Genomic DNA, 19,616 nt, shown 5'->3' on the forward strand with positions numbered 1-19,616 from the left:
GCGGGATCAGTTCAGTTTCAGCGTGTTGATGATCTTGCCGGCGTCGGCCTGCGCCTGCTGCAGGTTATCCGCCGGCAGCGTGATTTGTAGCGTCAGCAGACGACTGTCCGCTTTGGCCAGCACGATGGATGAGAACGCCTTCTGCCCGTTGCTGGTCAGGACGCTATCCAACTGCTGAATCTGATGGCCGTTGATCTCGGCGGTTTTGTTGCCCAGTACCTGAAGGTTGGCATCGCGCCCGCGTTGCTGCTGCTCCAGACGCTGACCCAATGCCGGCAGATCCAGCGGCGTGTCATCACCCACAATCACGATGATGGCTTTCTGGCCGCTCTGATCCGCATAGACGTGCATGTTGTTGTTCTGATTGCCCAGTTTGCCGCTCTGGTCGCTCAGGCCGTCCGGCAGGGTAAAGGTCAGTTTGCCGGAGAGCAGGGACACGTTCTGCGCTGTGGTTTTCTCCGCCGCCGGGCTGGCGGCCGGTGCGCTGGTTTTCTTATCGCTGTTGCCGTCGCAGGCGGCCAGCGTGGCGGCCAGCAGACCAATACCGATATATTTCGCTAAATTTGGCATGGGTATCCTTTCTTTAATCACGAACAAAAACATCACGAACAAAAACAGAAGTGGCGCTATGGCACCTGATTCGGGACGTAAAAACAAGCGTTTTGTTATCACGTTCCCTGTCTTGCACCCGAATCAGGCTGGGGAAGGCAATTTTCCGGTTATTCCGAAACCCTTTTATGAGTGAAAACCGCGTATCAGGCGGTTTGATCCTGATATGGCGCGTTGCTCCCCGGCTGGCTCAGGCGGCGCAGCACCATGTTAAGCAGTACGCCGTACATCGGCAGGAAGAAAATCAGGTTGATGGCGATCTTGAAGAAATAATCCACCGTGGCGATTTCCATCCAGTGCGTGGCCATGAACGGATCCGTGCTGCGATAGAAGGCGATGAAGAAGAACGCCACCGTATCGCTGAGGTTGCCCAGCACGGCGGAAGCGGCCGGCGCCACCCACCAGGCTTTGAGCCGGCGCAGGCGGTTGAAGACCTGCACGTCGAGAATCTGGCCCAGCAAATAGGCCATCAGGCTGGCGGCGGCGATACGCGCCACCATCGGGTTCACCTGGCTCAGTGCGCTAAATTCCTGCCATTCGCCCTTATAGAACAGGGAGGAAACCAGATACGACGCGACCAGCGCCGGCACCATCACCGTCAGAATAATGCGGCGCGCCAGCGGGGCGCCGAAAATCCGCACCGTCAGATCGGAAGCCAGGAAGATGAACGGGAAAGTAAATGCGCCCCAGGTGGTGTGAAAGCCGAAAAGCGTAATCGGCAGCTGAACCAGGTAGTTGCTGGAGATAATCACCAGGATGTGAAAGAGAGATAGCCAGCACAGCGCTGTCAGCCGCTGTTGTGCGGAAAACTGAAACATAATGTGACCTTTTTTTGGTTATTGGGGTTAGGGAACCCAGACAAATTGCCTCGTTATACCTGTCATACTTCACGTTGCAGCTGCATTGGCCGCATACTCGTCCCATCCATGAGGCTCACCCCTGTTGGGCCGCAGCACGCTGCGTTCAACTCTGCTTCCGGCAGAGTCGTCACTCACCCCGGTCACTTACTTATATAAGCTCCCGGAGATTCATTCGGTTGCGTTACAAGGCTCGCCATTCGCCTTGCCCTTGAAGGGACAACGCAACTCGAATTATTTGGGTTATATGCGTCTTTTTAACGCTAACGTGTCGGCATCATACCGCGTTGTTGCGGCTTTGCAATGGTTAGCCGATGCCCCGATTATGCGTGTTGCTGGTGCCGGTTTAACTGACCGCGATCAAAGCGGAGGAGGGGGCGCATCGTGGTCTGATACACAGTCCGGCGACGCGAAGCGCGGCCAGTCAGGCCACCCCGCAAGGGCGGATTGTTTTACTGGGCCTGCGTTATTCGACGCTGATTGGGGCCGACCAGACCGTGCGGCTTGCCCCTCTTTGCGGGAAGGGTAAACTAAGCCGCAATGTGTTCGACAATCGTAATGAGACGCTGAATGACCGATATTTTCGCCAATCCGGACCGTACCCTGGATGCTCAGGGACTGCGCTGCCCGGAGCCGGTAATGATGGTGCGCAAGACGGTGCGCCAGATGGACGCCGGGCAAACCCTGCTGATTCTCGCCGACGATCCGGCGACCACCCGCGATATCCCCGGTTTTTGCCGTTATATGGAGCATGAGCTGCTGGCGCAGATGACCGAGCAATTGCCTTATCGTTACCTGCTGCGCAAGGGTGCGTAACCAGCGGCTGACGGCCCTCCGGCCAGTGCGGGAGGACGTCGCCGCCAGACGTAAAGCGAACGTACTATATAAAGTGAACGTACTATACGTAAAGCGAACGTACTATCAGGAAGTGGCCGCCAAAATAGCAGATGGCGACCAGCGCCTGATGGGCGCGGAAGTTAACGCGGAAGTGATTCACCAGCCAGATGGCGTGACCGGCAAATAACAGCAGCGTACCCAGCAGCAGCGAGAAGTTGGATTCGTTGCCCAGCGCGAAGTAGTGCTCCCCCGCCACCCACGCCATGAATGCGGTCACCAGCACCAGCGCCGTGACCGTCAGACGTTCGGCCTCCAGCCGGGACCACAGCAGCGCCAGCAGCAACGCCGACAGAATCAGCAGCGTCAGCGGCAGCGGCCAGAAAAAACCCAGCGATGGCCGCGAGGCGAAAAAGCTGATGGTATAGAGCAAGTGCGACGCCAGGTAGGTCGACAGCGCGAATCGCAGCCTGTCGCCGGAGAGCTGCATCAGCGCGTCGCCGACCAGCGTGGCGGCCAGACCCAGCACCACCAGATAACCGGGAATGCCGAGCATCGGCGTCTGCCAGACCATCAGCATCATCAACAGTAGGGTGACGGGTTTAAACAGCCAGCGCTGCCAGACCGGGCCACGGTAGCTGGCATCGACATACAGCCAGCCGGAAAAAAATACGGCAATGAAAGACCAGAGCATACAGTGTCCTTAAACGTGGTGAATCGGGCGGAACCCCGCCATGCGGCGCGTCTTTTCTTTCTGACTTACCCGGCTATGTTGGTCATTCCAACGGGCACCGCCAGCCTAAGTATAGGCGGATCCCAGGGTCGGGCTGACGCGGATCCGCTCCGGTGGCGTGTCTCCCGCCCGCACAGGGCTGCGGGTCGTCGTGCTTCATGCTATGTTAGCGGCCAGTTTTTGTGACGGAATAATGATACCCGGCGGTCTGTCGGAGGAGACGAACCTTTAAATGAGCAATGAACCCGTACTTTACCGCATCCAGTTCATCAATAACGGTAAGAACTATCAGCTGTATGTGCGCGAGCTGGTGCAGAGCAATCTGTTCGGATTTATTGAAATCGCCGACTTTGTTTTCGACAACCCGTCCACCGTACTGGTTGACCCGACTACGGAAAAACTGAAAACGGAGTTTGCCGGCGTCGACCGCAGCTATATTCCGCTGCAGGCGGTCATTCGTATTGACGCCGTGACCGGGCGCGAACGTGATAGCGCGCGGATTTCGGAACTGGGCGACAACGTTACCCATTTTCCTTCTCTGCCGGGTAAAAAAACCTGACCGGCCTGGCGGCGCTTTGCGGTATCGCGCCGCCGTTTTCCCTGATTGCGAGCCTGCCGGTTAACGCCGTTTACGCGGCGGCGTCGGCTGCTTGCGCTGCCAGTCCAGCAATTCAAATACCCCAAACAGGAAGATGCGTAATTGCAGTAGCCCGCTGAGCGGCGGCGCGTCTTTGGGTTGGCTCGCTTTCAGCAGCAGGAACTGCACACCGTGCATCAGCAGCATGAACCCCATCGCCAGAATCATGAAGATATTCAACGGGCGGGGAAAGGGGTGAATGAGGTTCATAATCAAAAATCCCCATATGCCCAACATCAGTAGCCGGCCAAGGTTAATCCAGATGCTCATCGTTGCCTCCTGAGGCCGCGTCGGATGCGTGGCGAATATAAAGACGGTAGGAAACCTGCCCCGCGGTTTTTTCCCGGTGCAGCGTCCAGGTGGGCGGGATGGCTAGCGTGCGGTTTTCCGCCTCGGTTTCAATATAGATCCAGGTTTCCTGCGCCAGCCAGCCGCCGGTTTCCAGCAACCGCAGCGTGTCGTCCAGCAGGCCGCGACGAAACGGCGGGTCGAGAAACACCACGTCGTAAGGCTGTGCCGAAGCCGGTTTAGCCAGCCATTGCAGCGTATCGGCATTCACGACCTCGGCATTATCGGCCCGCAGCAGCGACAGGTTTTGCGTGAGTTGACGCGCCACATTGCGTTCGGCTTCCAGCAGCGTGGCATGGGCGGCATAACGCGACAGTGCTTCCAACCCCAGAGCGCCGCTGCCGGCGAAACAGTCCAGACAGCGTGATTGCTGGATCACCGGCGCCAGCCAGTTGAACAGGGTTTCACGTACGCGGTCGGTGGTGGGGCGCAAACCGGGGCTGTCCGGCACGGGGAGTTTTCTGCCGCGCCACTGACCGCCAATGATGCGGATTTGACCGGGTGCGGATGTCGCTTGATGTTTTACCATAGCCTGCATTTTGCTGAAATAAAGTACCGGCGGCGGCCGCCGGATTTAATGAGGCGTTATTCTAACGGCGCCAGCCGGTGTAGCAAATGTAAAGATGCAGTTAATGGGAGACGACGCGGAAAAATCCCTCAAATCAGTGGACATATCAGTGAACATAGCCTGAGTTTGACACACCTGGTTACGGAGATTGTCGCTCTCTCCGGTGGTCCGGCGCGTGTTGCTGGCGGCGGGAAAGTGTTAAACTCGTTGTTTTATTGACTTCTATTGGTTATTGATCAGCCGCACTGGGTGGCAGGAGCGCAATTACACGATGGCGAAAGAGAAAAAGCGCGGATTTTTTTCCTGGCTGGGGTTAGGACGCCAGGACGAGGATAAAACCGAACAACCGCAACCGGCCCCGGAAGCGCCGCAGGCGGATGACGCAACGCCCGCTGCCCCGGAACCGGCGCAAAATACGAGCGATGAAGCGCCGGAGCCGCCGGCGCTGAACAAAACCACGTTGGCTGAAGCCACGCAGGCTGAAACCGGGGAAACGCCGGCACCGAAATCGCAGCCGACTGAGACAGCGGCAGAGATACCGCCGACGCCGGTCGAACCGCCGGAAACGGTAGCGCTCGTCGCTGAGCCGACGGCAGATGCTGAACCACAGACAGATACTGTCGCGGAGGACGATGTCGAGCTCGAGCCAGAAACGGTGGTTGTTCCGGCTGCGCCGGTGGTGTCTCAGGAGCAGGAACGCCCGACCAAAGAGGGCTTTTTCGCCCGCCTGAAACGCAGTCTGGTTAAAACCCGTCAGAATCTGGGGTCCGGATTCGTCGGGTTGTTCCGCGGCAAGAAAATTGACGACGATCTGTTTGACGAGCTGGAAGAACAACTGCTGATTGCCGACGTCGGGGTGGAAACCACCCGGAAAATTATCGATCGGCTGACCGAGCATGCCAGCCGCAAGCAACTGAAAGACGCCGAAGCGCTGATCGCGTTGCTGAAAGCGGAAATGAGCGACATTTTGGCGAAAGTGGACGCGCCGCTGGATATCGACAGCAAAACGCCGTTCGTCATTCTGATGGTGGGCGTCAACGGCGTAGGTAAAACCACCACCATCGGCAAGCTGGCGCGGCAGTATCAGGCGCAGGGCAAGTCGGTGATGCTGGCCGCGGGCGATACCTTCCGCGCGGCGGCGGTGGAGCAGTTGCAGGTGTGGGGCCAGCGCAATAATGTGCCGGTGGTGGCTCAGCATACCGGCGCGGATTCCGCCTCGGTGATTTTCGATGCGCTGCAGGCCGCCAGGGCGCGCGGCGTCGATGTGCTGATCGCCGATACCGCCGGGCGGTTGCAGAATAAATCGCACCTGATGGAAGAGTTGAAGAAGATCGTGCGCGTAATGAAGAAGCTGGACGAAAACGCGCCGCACGAAGTGATGCTGACGCTGGACGCCAGCACTGGTCAGAACGCCGTCAGCCAGGCCAAACTGTTTAATGAAACGGTCGGGCTGAGCGGCATCACGCTGACCAAACTGGACGGCACCGCCAAGGGCGGGGTGATCTTCGCCATCGCCGATCAGTTTGGCATTCCCATCCGTTACATCGGGGTGGGGGAAAGTATTGATGACTTAAGGCCGTTCAAGGCGGATGATTTTATTGAAGCCCTGTTTGCCCGTGAGGATTAAAACGGATGATTCGGTTTGAGCAGGTCAGTAAGGCGTATCTCGGCGGTCGTCAGGCATTGCAGGGGGTGGATTTTCATATCCGCCCGGCCGAGATGGTGTTTCTGACCGGTCACTCTGGTGCGGGGAAAAGTACCCTGCTGAAACTGATTTGCGGGATTGAGCGCCCAAGCGCGGGCCACATCCTGTTTGGCGGTCACGATATCAGTCGTCTGAAGAAAAGCGAGGTGCCGTTTCTGCGCCGCCAGATCGGCATGATCTTTCAGGATCACCATCTGCTGATGGATCGCACGGTGTATGAAAACGTCGCCATGCCGCTGATTATCGCCGGCGCCAGCGCCGAAGATATCCGCCGTAGGGTGTCGGCGGCGCTGGATAAAGTCGGGCTGCTCGACAAAGCGCGCAGTTACCCGATTCAGCTCTCCGGCGGCGAGCAGCAGCGCGTGGGTATCGCCCGCGCGGTGGTGAACAAGCCTGCGGTGCTGCTGGCGGACGAACCGACCGGTAACCTGGATGAGGCGCTGTCCGAGGGCATTCTGCGCCTGTTCGAAGAGTTTAACCGCGTGGGTGTCACGGTGCTGATGGCTACGCACGACACCGGGCTTATCGCCCGCCGCCATTACCGGGTGCTGACGTTGTCGCAGGGGCGCATGTTGGGAGGTCACGATGGCGAATAATACCCGCGCGCAGCGAGCCGGAAGAAAAACCAAAGCCCGTTCTTTGCAGGGCGGCTGGCAGGAACAGTGGCGTTATGCCTGGGCCAACACCCTGCGCGATATGCTGCGCCAGCCGCTGGCAACATTGTTGACCATCATGGTGATCGCCATTTCGCTGACGTTGCCCAGCATCTGTTATCTGGTGTGGAAAAACGTCAGTCAGGCGGCGTCGCAGTGGTATCCGACGCCGCAACTGACGGTGTATCTGGACAAGTCGCTTGATGACAACGCCGCCGAAGCGGTGATTGGCAAAATTAAGGCGGAAGAGGGCGTGGACAAGGTGAATTACCTGTCCCGCAACGAGGCGATGGGTGAATTCCGCAACTGGTCCGGTTTTGGCGGCGCGCTGGATATGCTGGAGGAGAATCCGCTGCCGGCGGTGGCGGTCGTTTCGCCGAAACTGGGTTTTCAAAATAACCAGACGCTCAATACGCTGCGCGATCGTATCGCCGCCGTTCAGGGGGTGGATGAGGTGCGTATGGACGACAGTTGGTTCTCCCGTCTGGTGGCGCTGACCGGGCTGGTGGGCCAGATAGCAGCGACTATCGGTATTCTGATGGTCGTGGCGGTATTTCTGGTTATCGGCAACAGTGTGCGGCTGAGTATTTTCAGCCGTCGCGACACCATCAATGTGATGAAGCTGATCGGTGCCACCGACGGTTTCATTCTGCGGCCGTTCCTGCATGGTGGCGCGCTGTTGGGGTTTTGCGGCGCGGTGCTGTCGTTGATCCTGTCGCAGGCGCTGGTGTGGAAACTGTCGGGCGCGGTGGTGCAGGTGGCGGCGGTGTTCGGCACTACCTTTACGGTGCGCGGGCTGGGTTGGGATGAGACGCTGTTGCTGATCCTGATCGCCGTGATGATTGGCTGGCTGGCCGCCTGGCTGGCGACGGTACAACATTTACGCCGTTTTACACCGGAATAATCTGTATTGACGTCCGGCCCGGGCGTTTTCTGGTATACTCTTCCTTCGTGATAGCGGCGAGCAGCGAGGGAAGCGTATTGCCAGCGTCTTCGATGCAACCTTCCTTCATCACTCGCCAGCCTGCTGCACCCCACGACATCCATCTTGACAGGTAAAATAAGATGGTTAAAAAAGTGGAACTTGTGCAGCCAATCACACTCTAACCAGAGTTAATCCAGAAATAGCGATAATCCGGTTTTGGGGCACAGTAGTTCTGTTTTTAGGTACAGTAGTTCTGTTTTTAGGCACAGAAGGTGCGACAAATATCGGTATGCTGTTCGATGATGCGCAACGATATGAATGATCTATGAGAGGGGTGGAATGACCAAAGATATGCAAACTTTCGCCTTAGTTCCCCAGGGCAGTCTGGAAGGGTACATTCGTGCCGCCAATGCCTATCCGATGCTGACGGCGGAGGAAGAGCGGGCGCTGGCTGAACGACTGCATTATCACGGGGATCTGGACGCCGCCAAGCAGCTGATTCTTTCACACCTGCGTTTCGTTATTCATGTTGCCCGTAACTATTCAGGGTACGGTCTGCCGCAGGCGGATCTGATTCAGGAAGGCAACATCGGCCTGATGAAAGCGGTGCGCCGCTTCAACCCGGAAGTAGGCGTGCGCCTGGTGTCGTTCGCCGTACACTGGATTAAGGCCGAAATTCACGAATACGTACTGCGTAACTGGCGTATCGTCAAGGTGGCGACTACCAAGGCACAGCGCAAACTGTTCTTCAACCTGCGTAAAACCAAGCAGCGTCTGGGCTGGTTTAATCAGGACGAAGTGGAACTGGTGGCGCGCGAACTGGGTGTGACCAGCAAGGATGTCCGTGAAATGGAATCCCGCATGGCCGCGCAGGACATGACGTTTGACCCGTCGCCGGAAGATGACGCGCAGCCGGGCCAGCCGATGGCGCCGATGCTGTATCTGCAGGACAAATCTTCCGACTTTGCCGATGGCATTGAAGAGGACAACTGGGAAACCCATGCGGCGGACAAGTTGACCTATGCGCTGGAAGGATTGGACGAGCGCAGCCAGCATATTATCCGCGCCCGCTGGCTGGATGACGACAATAAGTCCACGTTGCAGGAACTGGCTGATCATTACGGCGTGTCCGCTGAGCGTGTACGTCAGCTGGAAAAGAATGCCATGAAGAAGCTGCGGGCGGCCATTGAAGCATAACGCAGGCCGCTACTAACGCCTTATCCACCGTAAACGACCGGGACAGCTGCAAGCCGCCCGGTCGTTTTGTTTTATCACCCGAAGGGTTTTTTATTGCCGTATGCCCTACGGCATGCCACTACTTCTCTTCCCTGTTCATTTCCTTTTCCTGATTAACGACATATTCCCAGCCGCCGGACACCGGGTAGAAACCGCAGGACTGCATGAATGTGTCCATCACCGCTTCGCTGACCAGCGCATGGTCGGCGGCGTCCAGCCACCATTCCTTAACGTCGGGGCAGGCGCGCAGCACTTCTTCCACCAGATATTTACCAACGCCATGCCGCCGGGTGGAGGTTCTGACTTGCAGGTCGGTCAATTCCGCGCTGTCGCTGTTGTTGTCGATTTCGACGATGACGCCCGCCAGTAAGCGATCGTTGAAGCGAGCGGCAAACAGGCGGTGTTCATGGTTCAGGTCGCGTTCCAGTGCGTCGAAATTCTGGTGTGGCCAAATGAAAGCCAGATCATGCCTGTCTTGTTCGCTGATTTTTGTGAGGCGTTCAACCGAGAGTCTCATACGCGGGTGCTCCTGTTGATTCTTAAGAATATTGTAGTGAGCCTGTAGAAAAAGGGTTGTGTAACTTTTTCTATACGGTTATCAGGGAAAAAGGTTTCTCTGCCATTAATTTTTCGAGTAATCAATTATTCCTCAGTGGTAAAACCAGCATAACTGACTATTTTTGAAACAAAATACGGATTTTAAGAGCGGTGTTTTATGCTGTTTGCGCCGTGTTTTACTGAGAATCCCAGTTGATTTACAGCATAAAACTCCTGTTTAATGTCATGAATAATAAAGTCTTATTACAAACTATTGCTTATAATAGAGCCTAACTCGTTATTACTTATGAAAAAGTGTAAGTAACGACGGTTGATGACAATAATTATAGCAATATCCAAAAATGACAGATGGGGTAAAACGGATGAAATTAAGCAAAGGTAAAGCGTTGCTGGTGGGATGCCTGGCAGCGGCGATGAGCCATACGGTTAACGCTGCGGATATCAAGGTCGCGATCGTCGGAGCCATGTCCGGCCCGGTGGCGCAGTACGGCGATATGGAGTTTACCGGCGCCCGTCAGGCGATTGCCGACATCAATGCCAAAGGGGGAGTGAACGGCAACAAACTGGTGGGTGTCGAATACGATGACGCCTGCGACCCGAAACAGGCGGTTGCCGTCGCCAACAAGGTGATCAACGACGGTATTCACTACGTGATCGGCCATCTGTGCTCGTCGTCCACGCAGCCGGCATCCGACATTTACGAGGATGAAGGCGTGATCATGATTACGCCGGCGGCCACCGCGCCTGACCTCACTACCCGTGGCTACAAGCTGGTGATGCGCACCACCGGTCTGGATTCCGATCAGGGCCCGACCGCCGCGAAATACATTCTGGAACATGTGAAACCGCAGCGCATCGCCGTGGTGCACGACAAACAGCAGTATGGCGAAGGCCTGGCCCGCGCCGTACAGGACAGCCTGAAAAAATCCAAGGCTAACGTGGTGCTGTTCGAAGGGGTGACCGCCGGGGATAAAGACTTCTCCACGCTGGTGGCGCGCCTGAAGAAAGAGAACGTCGATTTCGTCTACTTTGGCGGTTACTACCCGGAAATGGGGCAGATTCTGCGTCAGGCGCGCGCGGCCGGCCTGACCACCAAGTTCATGGGACCGGAAGGTGTGGGCAACTCGTCGCTGTCCAACATCGCGGGCGCGGCGTCTGAAGGCATGCTGGTAACGCTGCCGAAGCGTTATGACCAGGTACCGACCAACCAGCCGATTGTGGACGCGCTGAAAGCCAAGAAACTGGATCCGACCGGCCCGTTCGTGTGGACCACGTACGCCGCGCTGCAGTCGCTGACCACCGCGATGCAACGCACCGGCAGCACCGAGCCGGCCAAGCTGGCGGCCGACCTGAAAGCCAAGTCCGTGGACACGGTGATGGGCCCGCTGAGCTGGGATGAAAAAGGCGACCTGAAAGGGTTTGAATTTGGCGTATTCGAGTGGCACGCAGACGGTACTTCCTCTCCCGTGAAGTGATTGACCGAATCCGTAATACTCCCAATACCGATGCCCCCTCAGCCGTCAGGCTGCGGGGGCAATGTCTAAGGTTAAGGTATGTCCGAGCAGTTCCTCTATTTCCTTCAGCAGATGTTCAACGGCGTAACGTTGGGCAGCACCTATGCGCTGATCGCCATTGGCTACACCATGGTTTACGGCATTATCGGCATGATAAACTTCGCCCACGGCGAGGTTTATATGATCGGTAGCTATGTTTCCTTTATCGTGATTGCCGCCCTGATGATGATGGGCATTGACGCCGGCTGGTTGCTGATTGGCGTCGCGTTCATCGCGGCGGTGGTGATCTCCAGCGCCTACGGCTGGAGCATTGAGCGCGTGGCCTACAAGCCGGTGCGCAATTCCAAACGACTGATCGCGCTGATTTCCGCCATCGGTATGTCGATTTTCCTGCAGAACTACGTCAGCCTGACGCAAGGGTCGCGCGACGTGGCGCTGCCGAGCTTGATCCACGGCCAGTGGGTACTGGGCGAAAGCAACGGCTTCGCCGCCACGCTCTCTTCCATGCAGCTCACCATCTGGATTGTCACTTTCCTGGCGATGCTGGCGCTGACGCTGTTTATCCGCTACTCCCGCATGGGGCGCGCCTGCCGCGCCTGCGCGGAAGACCTGAAAATGGCCAGCCTGCTGGGCATCAGTACCGACCGCGTGATTTCACTGACTTTCGTCATCGGCGCCGTGATGGCGGCGGTGGCCGGGGTACTGCTGGGCCAGTTCTATGGCGTGATTAACCCCTATATCGGCTTCATGGCCGGGATGAAAGCGTTTACCGCCGCGGTGCTGGGCGGTATCGGCAGTATTCCGGGGGCGATGATTGGCGGTCTGGTGTTGGGGATCGCCGAAGCGCTGACTTCCGCCTACCTCAGCACCGAATATAAGGATGTGGTGTCCTTCGCGCTGCTGATTGGGGTGCTGCTGGTGATGCCGACCGGGATTCTGGGCCGTCCAGAGGTGGAGAAAGTATGAAACTGCACACGCTGGTTAATGCCGTTGTATCGGCGCTGGTGCTGCTGGTGCTGGCCACGTTCGTGATGGGCATGCAACTGAGTCTGGATGGGACTCAACTGGTGGTGCACGGCGCGGAAAAAGTGCGCTGGATGTGGATTATCGCCGCCTGTGTGCTGGTGTTCCTGTTTCAACTGCTGCGTCCCGTGCTGGCGCAGGGGGCGAAGAAAGTGTCCGGCCCCGGCTTGGTGCTGCCGAGTTTTGACGGCAGTACGCCGCGGCAGAAACTGCTGGCGCTGGCGCTGATCATCGCCGCCGTTGCCTGGCCGTTCGTGGTGTCGCGCGGTACGGTGGATATCGCCACGCTGACCATGATTTACATCATTCTGGGTCTTGGCCTGAACGTGGTGGTGGGGTTGTCCGGTCTGCTGGTGCTGGGATACGGCGGTTTCTACGCCATCGGCGCTTACACCTATGCGCTGCTGAGTCACTACTACGGCCTCGGCTTTTGGCAGTGTTTGCCGCTGGCGGGCCTGACGGCGGCGCTGTCCGGTTTCCTGCTGGGATTCCCGGTGCTGCGGCTGCGCGGCGACTATCTGGCGATCGTCACCCTCGGGTTCGGCGAGATCGTGCGTATCCTGCTGCTCAACAACACCGGTTTTACCGGCGGCCCGAACGGCATCAGTCAGATTCCGAAGCCGACCTTTTTCGGCCTGGAGTTCAGCCGCTCGCCGCGCGAAGGCGGTTGGGATACCTTCCATCACTTCTTTGGCCTGACCTACGACCCCAGCGACCGCATCATCTTCCTGTACATGGTGGCGCTGTTGCTGGTGTTGCTGACGCTGTTCGTCATCAATCGTTTGCTGCGCATGCCGCTGGGCCGCGCCTGGGAAGCGCTGCGCGAAGACGAAATCGCCTGCCGTTCGCTGGGCCTGAGCCCGACTAAAATCAAGCTGACCGCGTTTACCATCAGCGCGGCGTTCGCCGGTTTCGCCGGTACGCTGTTCGCCGCCCGTCAGGGGTTCGTCAGCCCGGAATCCTTCACCTTCGTCGAATCGGCCTTCGTGCTGGCCATCGTGGTGCTGGGCGGAATGGGCTCGCAGTTTGCGGTGATTCTGGCCGCCATTCTGCTGGTGGTATCGCGCGAGTTGATGCGTGACCTGAACGAATACAGCATGTTGCTGCTGGGCGCTCTGATGGTGCTGATGATGATTTGGCGCCCGCAGGGGCTGCTACCGATGAAGCGTACGCAGATCAAGTTGCAGGTTGAGAAGAAGGAAGAGCAGGCATGAGCACGCAGCCATTATTGTCGGTCCGGGGCCTGATGATGCGCTTCGGCGGCCTGCTGGCGGTCAACAACGTCGAGCTGGATTTGCATCAGGGCGAGATCGTGTCGCTGATCGGCCCCAACGGCGCCGGTAAAACCACCGTGTTTAACTGCCTGACCGGTTTCTACCGCCCCACCGGCGGCACCATTTTGCTGCGCGATCAGCATCTTGAAGGTTTGCCGGGCCAGCAGATTGCCCGCATGGGCGTGGTGCGCACCTTCCAGCACGTGCGCTTGTTCCGTGAGATGACGGTGATTGAAAACCTGCTGGTGGCGCAACATCAGCACCTCAAGAGCGGCGTGTTCGCCGGTCTGCTGAAGACGCCGGCGTTTCGCCGCGCCGAAGCCGATGCCCAGCAGCGCGCCGCCGTCTGGCTGGAGCGGGTGGGCTTACTTGAGCTGGCAAACCGTCAGGCGGGGAATCTGGCCTACGGCCAGCAGCGTCGGTTGGAGATCGCCCGCTGCATGGTGACCCGCCCGGAACTGCTGATGCTGGATGAACCGGCCGCCGGGCTGAACCCGAAAGAGACGGAAGAGCTTAACGAGCTGATTATCGACCTGCGCGGCAACCACCAGGTTTCCGTGCTGTTGATCGAGCATGACATGAAGCTGGTGATGGGCATTTCGGACCGGATTTACGTGGTGAATCAGGGCACGCCGCTGGCGAACGGCACCCCGGCTGAAATTCGTAATAACCCGGATGTGGTCCGTGCGTATCTGGGGGAAGGATAAAACGTTATGTTGTCATTGAATCAGGTTTCTGCGCACTACGGCAAAATCCAGGCGCTGCATCAGGTCAGCCTGCATATCAATCAGGGCGAAATCGTGACGCTGATTGGCGCCAACGGTGCGGGCAAAACCACCCTGTTGGGGACACTGTGCGGCGAGCCGCGCGCCTCGGAAGGGTCGATCGTTTTCGACGGCAAGGACATTACCGACTGGCAGACGGCGCGCATCATGCGCGAAGCCATCGCCATCGTGCCGGAAGGCCGCCGGGTATTTTCCCGCATGACGGTGGAAGAGAATCTGGCGATGGGCGGATTTTTCGCCAGCCGCGAGCAATATCAGCAGCGCATTGCGCGCGTGTACGACCTGTTCCCGCGGTTGTATGAGCGCCGCATCCAGCGTGCGGGCACCATGTCCGGCGGTGAGCAGCAAATGCTGGCTATCGGCCGTGCGCTGATGAGCCAGCCGCGTTTGCTGTTGCTGGACGAACCGTCGCTGGGGCTGGCGCCGATCATCATTTTGCAGATTTTCGACACCATCCAGCAGCTGCGCGAAGAAGGCATGACCATCTTTCTGGTGGAGCAGAACGCCAATCAGGCGCTGCGTCTGGCGGATCGCGGCTACGTGCTGGAAAACGGTCGCGTGGTGCTGGAAGACACCGGCGATGCTTTGTTAGCTAACGAAGCCGTGCGTTCTGCCTACCTTGGCGGTTAAAATCTTCCCGGGCCGGATTTCACCGGCCCGTTTTTCTATCATCCTTTCAAAAAAATAAGTGAGATTCGACATGTCAACGGATGGGTTACTGGCGCAGCGTATGGCGCGCCTGAAAAGCTCCGCGATTCGTGAATTGCTCAAACACAGCAAAATGGACGGGGTGATTTCGTTGGCGGGCGGCATTCCTTCTGATGCGTTGTTTGATTTCCAGGGACTGAATGAAGCGACCCAACTGGCGATTACCGAACAGCCGAAATCGGCGTTCCAGTATGGCCTGACCGAAGGCAGCCCGCTGCTGCGTGAGCGTATCGCCGAGCTGTGCGCGCTGCGTGGCGTTCACACGCAGGCGCAGGACATCGTGGTCACCGCCGGTTCCCAGCAGGCGCTGGATCTGGTGATGCGCGCTATCACCAACCCGCAGGATATCTTTGTGGTAGAGCGCCCGACCTATCTGGCGGCGTTACAGACGCTGGAACTGGCGGAAGCGCAGGTAATGTCGGTGTCGTCCGACGAAAACGGCATGGTGGTGGACGAACTGGCCGCGCTGCTGGAAACCACGCGCATCAAAGGCGTCTATCTGGTGCCGAACTTCGGCAACCCCAGCGGCGTGACCCTGAGCGACGCGCGTCGCCGTCAACTGGTGGCGCTGGCCGCCCGCCACGATTTCCTGATCGTGGAAGATGACCCGTACGGCGAACTGCGTTTCACCGAAGAACGCCACGCCACCCTTTATCAACTGGCGAAAGAGGCCGGGCACGCCGATCGCGTGGTGTATACCTCGTCGTTCTCCAAAATCCTGGCACCGGGGCTGCGTCTGGGCTGGGCGATTCTGCCCGACTGGCTGCTGCATAAAGTGGCGATCATCAAACAGGCCGCCGATCTGCACGCCAGCTCGCTGTCGCAGACTATCGTCGAATACTATCTGGGTACCGGGCGCTTGCCGGCGCAGATTGACAAGATCCGTCAGGCTTATCGCCAGAAAGGCGAACTGCTGTCCGAACTGATGGTCAGTGAGCTGGGCGATGTGATCAGCTTCAATCAGCCGAAAGGCGGCATGTTCCTGTGGGCGCGTTTCCGTCAGCCGTTCGATACCACCGCCTGGCTGCAAAAAACGCTGGCGCAGGGCGTGGTGTTCGTGCCCGGCGAGTTCTTCTTTGCCGATAATCCGGACCAGTCAACGCTGCGCCTGTCGTTCGCCACCGCGACCGAAGAGCAGATGCACGAGGCGGTTGCCCGCCTGCGTCGCGCGCTGTAACCAGCGATGACCGCTGCCGTTTCGGCAGCGGTTGTTCAAGCGAGACAAGGTACGGATTGCCTCCATTCTGCTAACGTTCTCTCCCTGCTTAAGGCGCTCATCCCATTGATGTCGGCCATGGACATCTGCCCTAATGCGTAGCCAACTGCTGGCCGGCGACCGGTACTAACGAGTGCTCGTCCGCGGTGTCCAGCCGCTTGCGGGAAATCACGTCGTCCACCACGAACACGCTGATGACCTCCACCAGATGCGCCGCCTGATGATTCAGGTTGTCGGTAGCACAGGCGGATTCTTCAACCAGCGCCGCATTTTGGTGGGTAACCTGATCCAGTTGAGCGATGGCGGTGTTAATCTGCGCTATGCCTTGCTGCTGTTCGTTGGTGGTGATGCCTATCTCGTTGATCAGTTGCGCCACCTGACGGGATTGCTCCAGCAGTTCGCTGATGGTGCTGCCCGCCAGATTGACCCGATCTGCCCCGGTTTCGATCTTCTTCACGCTTTCGATGATCAGCGATTTTATTTCGCGGGCGGCGGAGGCGGAGTGCTGCGCCAGCGAACGCACCTCGTGAGCGACGACCGCAAAGCCTTTGCCTTCTTCGCCCGCCCGAGCCGCCTCGACCCCGGCGTTCAGCGCCAGGATGTTGGTCTGGAAGGCAATATTGTCGATCAGGCTGATAATTTCGACGATTTGATGTGAGCTTTGGGTGATGTCCGCCATGGTAGCGACCACGTCCCCCACGACCTGATTGCCTTTTGATGCCGTCTGGCTGGTGGCGTTGGCCAGCTCAGCCGCCATCCTGATGGTTTCGACGTTATGGCTGACCGCGTTGCTGATTTGCTCCATGGACGCCGCGGTTTGTTGCAGACTGGCGGCCTGCTCTTCGGTGCGCTGGCTGAGGTCATTCGTGCCGGCGGCGATTTCATTGGCGCCCGAGGCGATCGCATGGCTGCTCTGACTGACCTGCTCGACGATGTTGATCAGCCCGCCGCGCATCTGGTCGATGGCGGCCAGCACGCTGCTGTTGTCTTTATCCCGTATTGGGATGGTCGTGATCAGGTTGCCCTGTGCGATTTGCTGGGCGATGCTGGCGGCATCCGCTGGTTCGCCGCCCAGCTTGCTTCTCACCTGTCGGGTGATAAACCAGGCCACCAGACAGCCTATTGCCATAGCGATGAGCGCCAGCGTCAGCATGGTTTGCCCGGCGCTATCCGCCCGCTGTTCCGAGCTGTGCGCCAGGTCGGCGGTGGCGTTTTTCTGATAATTGATAATATCATCAATGGCGTCGAAGACTTTATTTTGCGCCGGCTGGAATTCATTCAGAATAACCGCTTTTGCCTCTTCATCCTGGTTTTCCAATGCCAGCGCTTCAGCCTTTTTCAATGCCTGAATATTTTCAGGCCGTACGCTTTCCAGATTTTTCAATAATACTTTCGCATCTGGGGAAACGGTCATACTGCTGAATGTATTGATGATCTCTGTGCTTTTATCAATGGTTTCCCTGATGCGTTTACTTTCCGCTGCCATTTGCGCCTGATCGGTCATCATGACCATATTTCGAATGGCGTTGGCGACGATATTAATATTGTCTTTGTAGTTATGGATAAGTACCAGTTTCACTAATCGGTTTTGCGCGAGCGTTTCGATATTTCCGCTTAACTGGTGCAATTGAAAACGACCGAAACTGGCGACCAGAAAGCCAATGATAATGACGGCGGCGAAACTAATACTGAGCAGCGTGCCCAATTTCATCTTTTTGAATAAGTTCATAATCTTTCTTGCCTGTGTGTAGACGCCCGCGTGCACGACGGCGATGCCAGAACGAAAGGGGGATCACGCCGCCGTCGCTATCACGGTTAAGGCCTGACATGCCCGTTATTTATTGGGTTGTGACCCTTTTTTCCGATGTTTTTGTTGCAGGTTGGTCGCCCCGGCACTCAACGACAACATCTGCCTGCGGTCTTAAACTGGCTCCGCGAGCGCTGAATGTTTGCGTTCAATGACGAGGCGCAGACGCATGTACCATGCACGCCCGTTAAAGGACACCGCCACGCTACTCTTTGGTCTGGTGCTGGACCCTCGCTCAAGCGGGCGAGAGCAAAAAGAATGGATGCTGGCTTAGGCATACGTTACGCATCATGCGGGTGCAGCCTGGATTCAGGCTTGTCGAACCGCGCCGTTCTATCCGAACGGCAGCGACAAGCGATGATTATTTGAACTACTCATTTGACTATGAGCGGCGTTTTGCCGTTTGTCTAATCACCTCCCGGTGTATTTTTTGTCGACAAGGCCGGGAGGCGCTCGGGTGACCTGACTCGGCCCGGCGAGCACGCCCAACCACGTGTATGGCATCGCCTGACGGTTCACATATATTTATGTTTTAACAGACCACAGGCCTAAAGGCGGCGGGCGCGGTGCCGTTATGTTTCAATATATGTCAGAAAGACTCTGCCTGATGGCGCGTGATTACACCTCCCAGGCTCTTCGTCTTTGCTGATGGACCATTACCGGCACTGCATAGGATTTCCGATGACTTCTCCCATCTCTTTCAACCGTTCTGCCGCGGGTACGTCAGCGCAGAATGCCAGGACCGATAACGACGCCGGTAGTACGGCTCGTGCCGGCGCGCAAGCCGATGCTTCTCAGGAACAACCGTCGGTCACCTCCGTGCTGGTGCAATTCAGCGACGAGGTCCGTAAGCGGATTGATAGCGCAATGCGGACCAATATGAGCAAAATTAACGAGTCTAAACAGGATCTGGCTCGTGGGCGCATCGAAGAAATCAAACGGCGCATCCAGATGCTGAAGATGATGATGATGATGTCGCCCGGTCAGTCGGTTCCTCCCGGCGTACTGCGCGAGATTCGCCAACTGGCCGCAGAGCTGGGCCAGGCGGCGAAAACCTTGAATGACGGCGGGGGAAACGGCGTGGCTAATGCCGGAACCGCGGGCGGGGAAGGCTCGTCCGGCGCCGTTGCCAATGGCGTCGGCGATGCTTCCGCTTCTGCGTTGTCCGGGGCGATGTCCGTGTCTGCCGCAGGTGAGAACGCGTCTGCCGAATCCGATGGTCTGGGGGGCGAAGACCAGGCTGTCGGCGCGTCGCCGGTGGCAAAAAGCGGTGAGGAGGCATCCGCGCAGGAGGCGGAGCAATTGCAGAACGTGGTGGCTGCAATTACCGAGCGGGGAGCCGGGTCGCAGCAGCGCCGGATGGATGCGAAGTTGGTACAGGACGCCGTTCGCGAGCTGAAATCGCTGCTCGCGATGGTGAAAAATGCCAGCAAAAATGACGACAAAGAAGCCCAGAAGCAGATTCAGGCTATCAATCAATCTATTGCCGATATTGAGAAGACGGTTCAGTCGATGAACATGACGGGAAGCGGGGCGGACATCAGCGTCGATCTGTCTGTCGGCCCAGCGGGTAATGTCTCGATTGATGTGCAGGTCTGACAGTCAGGCGTGCAGCGCGGCGGCGTG

Annotated in this window: 20 protein-coding genes; 13 read left to right on the top strand and 7 right to left on the bottom strand. The window is 57.8% G+C overall.

The window, feature by feature from the left end; genetic code table 11:
• Positions 1 to 6 precede the first annotated feature (6 nt).
• Both DDA898_RS01000 and DDA898_RS01005 read right to left on the bottom strand, forming a co-directional pair.
• Positions 7 to 570: a DcrB family lipoprotein gene (locus DDA898_RS01000; protein WP_033111504.1), complete on the bottom strand. Its 564-nt coding sequence runs from the start codon at positions 568 to 570 to the stop codon at positions 7 to 9.
• A gap of 185 nt (positions 571 to 755) precedes the next feature.
• On the bottom strand, positions 756 to 1,427 hold the full coding sequence (locus DDA898_RS01005) for a 7-cyano-7-deazaguanine/7-aminomethyl-7-deazaguanine transporter (RefSeq protein ID WP_038909917.1): 672 nt from the start codon (positions 1,425 to 1,427) through the stop codon (positions 756 to 758).
• Between the two features lie 609 nt (positions 1,428 to 2,036).
• On the opposite strand from DDA898_RS01005, the gene tusA reads away from it, so the two are divergent.
• Entirely contained in the window at positions 2,037 to 2,282 is a 246-nt protein-coding gene (tusA, locus tag DDA898_RS01010) for a sulfurtransferase TusA (RefSeq protein WP_013315834.1), read from the top strand.
• Positions 2,283 to 2,364: 82 nt separating this feature from the next.
• On the opposite strand, the gene DDA898_RS01015 is transcribed toward tusA, so the two are convergent.
• Positions 2,365 to 2,994 (bottom strand): lysoplasmalogenase, encoded by a 630-nt coding sequence (locus DDA898_RS01015; RefSeq protein ID WP_038909919.1) that lies wholly within the window; start codon positions 2,992 to 2,994, stop codon positions 2,365 to 2,367.
• A gap of 271 nt (positions 2,995 to 3,265) precedes the next feature.
• On the opposite strand from DDA898_RS01015, the gene DDA898_RS01020 reads away from it, so the two are divergent.
• A complete protein-coding gene (locus tag DDA898_RS01020) occupies positions 3,266 to 3,592 on the top strand; it encodes a DUF1820 family protein (protein WP_038909920.1) in 327 nt (108 codons plus the stop codon).
• Positions 3,593 to 3,652: 60 nt separating this feature from the next.
• On the opposite strand, the gene DDA898_RS01025 is transcribed toward DDA898_RS01020, so the two are convergent.
• Positions 3,653 to 3,934 (bottom strand): DUF1145 family protein, encoded by a 282-nt coding sequence (locus tag DDA898_RS01025; RefSeq protein ID WP_038912373.1) that lies wholly within the window; start codon positions 3,932 to 3,934, stop codon positions 3,653 to 3,655.
• Complete coding sequence (gene rsmD / locus DDA898_RS01030; protein WP_013315838.1) at positions 3,924 to 4,547, bottom strand: 16S rRNA (guanine(966)-N(2))-methyltransferase; 624 nt, start codon at positions 4,545 to 4,547, stop codon at positions 3,924 to 3,926. The genes DDA898_RS01025 and rsmD overlap by 11 nt, the downstream gene beginning before the upstream one ends.
• Positions 4,548 to 4,857: 310 nt before the next feature.
• Between rsmD and ftsY the strand changes: the two genes are divergently transcribed.
• The 4 genes from ftsY to rpoH all read left to right on the top strand — a co-directional run bounded on the left by ftsY (position 4,858) and on the right by rpoH (position 9,066).
• A complete protein-coding gene (gene ftsY, locus DDA898_RS01035) occupies positions 4,858 to 6,213 on the top strand; it encodes a signal recognition particle-docking protein FtsY (RefSeq protein WP_038909921.1) in 1,356 nt (451 codons plus the stop codon).
• A gap of 5 nt (positions 6,214 to 6,218) precedes the next feature.
• The gene (gene ftsE, locus DDA898_RS01040; protein WP_013315840.1) at positions 6,219 to 6,887 is read left to right on the top strand and encodes a cell division ATP-binding protein FtsE; all 669 of its coding nucleotides are present in this window, start codon (positions 6,219 to 6,221) and stop codon (positions 6,885 to 6,887) included.
• Positions 6,877 to 7,848: a permease-like cell division protein FtsX gene (gene ftsX / locus DDA898_RS01045; RefSeq protein WP_038909923.1), complete on the top strand. Its 972-nt coding sequence runs from the start codon at positions 6,877 to 6,879 to the stop codon at positions 7,846 to 7,848. The genes ftsE and ftsX overlap by 11 nt, the downstream gene beginning before the upstream one ends.
• A 360-nt stretch (positions 7,849 to 8,208) precedes the next feature.
• Positions 8,209 to 9,066 carry an RNA polymerase sigma factor RpoH gene (rpoH, locus tag DDA898_RS01050; protein WP_013315842.1) on the top strand — a complete coding sequence of 286 codons (858 nt, stop codon included), beginning with the start codon at positions 8,209 to 8,211 and terminating at the stop codon, positions 9,064 to 9,066.
• 118 nt (positions 9,067 to 9,184) lie between these two features.
• Here rpoH and panM read toward each other — a convergent pair whose 3' ends face one another.
• Positions 9,185 to 9,622: an aspartate 1-decarboxylase autocleavage activator PanM gene (gene panM / locus DDA898_RS01055; protein WP_013315843.1), complete on the bottom strand. Its 438-nt coding sequence runs from the start codon at positions 9,620 to 9,622 to the stop codon at positions 9,185 to 9,187.
• A 403-nt stretch (positions 9,623 to 10,025) separates the two neighbouring features.
• On the opposite strand from panM, the gene DDA898_RS01060 reads away from it, so the two are divergent.
• The 6 genes from DDA898_RS01060 (at position 10,026) to DDA898_RS01085 (ending at position 16,144) form a co-directional block, all read left to right on the top strand.
• Positions 10,026 to 11,138, top strand: coding sequence for a branched-chain amino acid ABC transporter substrate-binding protein (locus DDA898_RS01060; protein ID WP_038899982.1), 1,113 nt, complete (start codon positions 10,026 to 10,028; stop codon positions 11,136 to 11,138).
• A gap of 78 nt (positions 11,139 to 11,216) precedes the next feature.
• Positions 11,217 to 12,143, top strand: a complete 927-nt coding sequence (gene livH / locus DDA898_RS01065) for a high-affinity branched-chain amino acid ABC transporter permease LivH (RefSeq protein ID WP_013315845.1) — start codon at positions 11,217 to 11,219, stop codon at positions 12,141 to 12,143.
• Complete coding sequence (locus tag DDA898_RS01070) at positions 12,140 to 13,414, top strand: high-affinity branched-chain amino acid ABC transporter permease LivM (RefSeq protein WP_013315846.1); 1,275 nt, start codon at positions 12,140 to 12,142, stop codon at positions 13,412 to 13,414. Before livH ends, DDA898_RS01070 begins: the two co-directional genes overlap by 4 nt.
• Positions 13,411 to 14,181: a high-affinity branched-chain amino acid ABC transporter ATP-binding protein LivG gene (gene livG / locus DDA898_RS01075; RefSeq protein WP_013315847.1), complete on the top strand. Its 771-nt coding sequence runs from the start codon at positions 13,411 to 13,413 to the stop codon at positions 14,179 to 14,181. Before DDA898_RS01070 ends, livG begins: the two co-directional genes overlap by 4 nt.
• Positions 14,182 to 14,187: 6 nt before the next feature.
• Positions 14,188 to 14,889 (top strand): high-affinity branched-chain amino acid ABC transporter ATP-binding protein LivF, encoded by a 702-nt coding sequence (gene livF, locus DDA898_RS01080; protein WP_013315848.1) that lies wholly within the window; start codon positions 14,188 to 14,190, stop codon positions 14,887 to 14,889.
• Positions 14,890 to 14,959: 70 nt separating this feature from the next.
• On the top strand, positions 14,960 to 16,144 hold the full coding sequence (locus tag DDA898_RS01085) for an aminotransferase-like domain-containing protein (protein WP_038909924.1): 1,185 nt from the start codon (positions 14,960 to 14,962) through the stop codon (positions 16,142 to 16,144).
• A 130-nt stretch (positions 16,145 to 16,274) separates the two neighbouring features.
• Here DDA898_RS01085 and DDA898_RS01090 read toward each other — a convergent pair whose 3' ends face one another.
• A complete protein-coding gene (locus tag DDA898_RS01090) occupies positions 16,275 to 17,912 on the bottom strand; it encodes a methyl-accepting chemotaxis protein (RefSeq protein WP_038909925.1) in 1,638 nt (545 codons plus the stop codon).
• Positions 17,913 to 18,671: 759 nt separating this feature from the next.
• Between DDA898_RS01090 and DDA898_RS01095 the strand changes: the two genes are divergently transcribed.
• On the top strand, positions 18,672 to 19,589 hold the full coding sequence (locus DDA898_RS01095; RefSeq protein ID WP_038909927.1) for a hypothetical protein: 918 nt from the start codon (positions 18,672 to 18,674) through the stop codon (positions 19,587 to 19,589).
• Positions 19,590 to 19,616: the final 27 nt, after the last annotated feature.

This window comes from Dickeya dadantii NCPPB 898, from assembly GCF_000406145.1.
In the GTDB taxonomy this organism is placed as follows: Bacteria; Pseudomonadota; Gammaproteobacteria; order Enterobacterales; family Enterobacteriaceae; genus Dickeya; species Dickeya dadantii.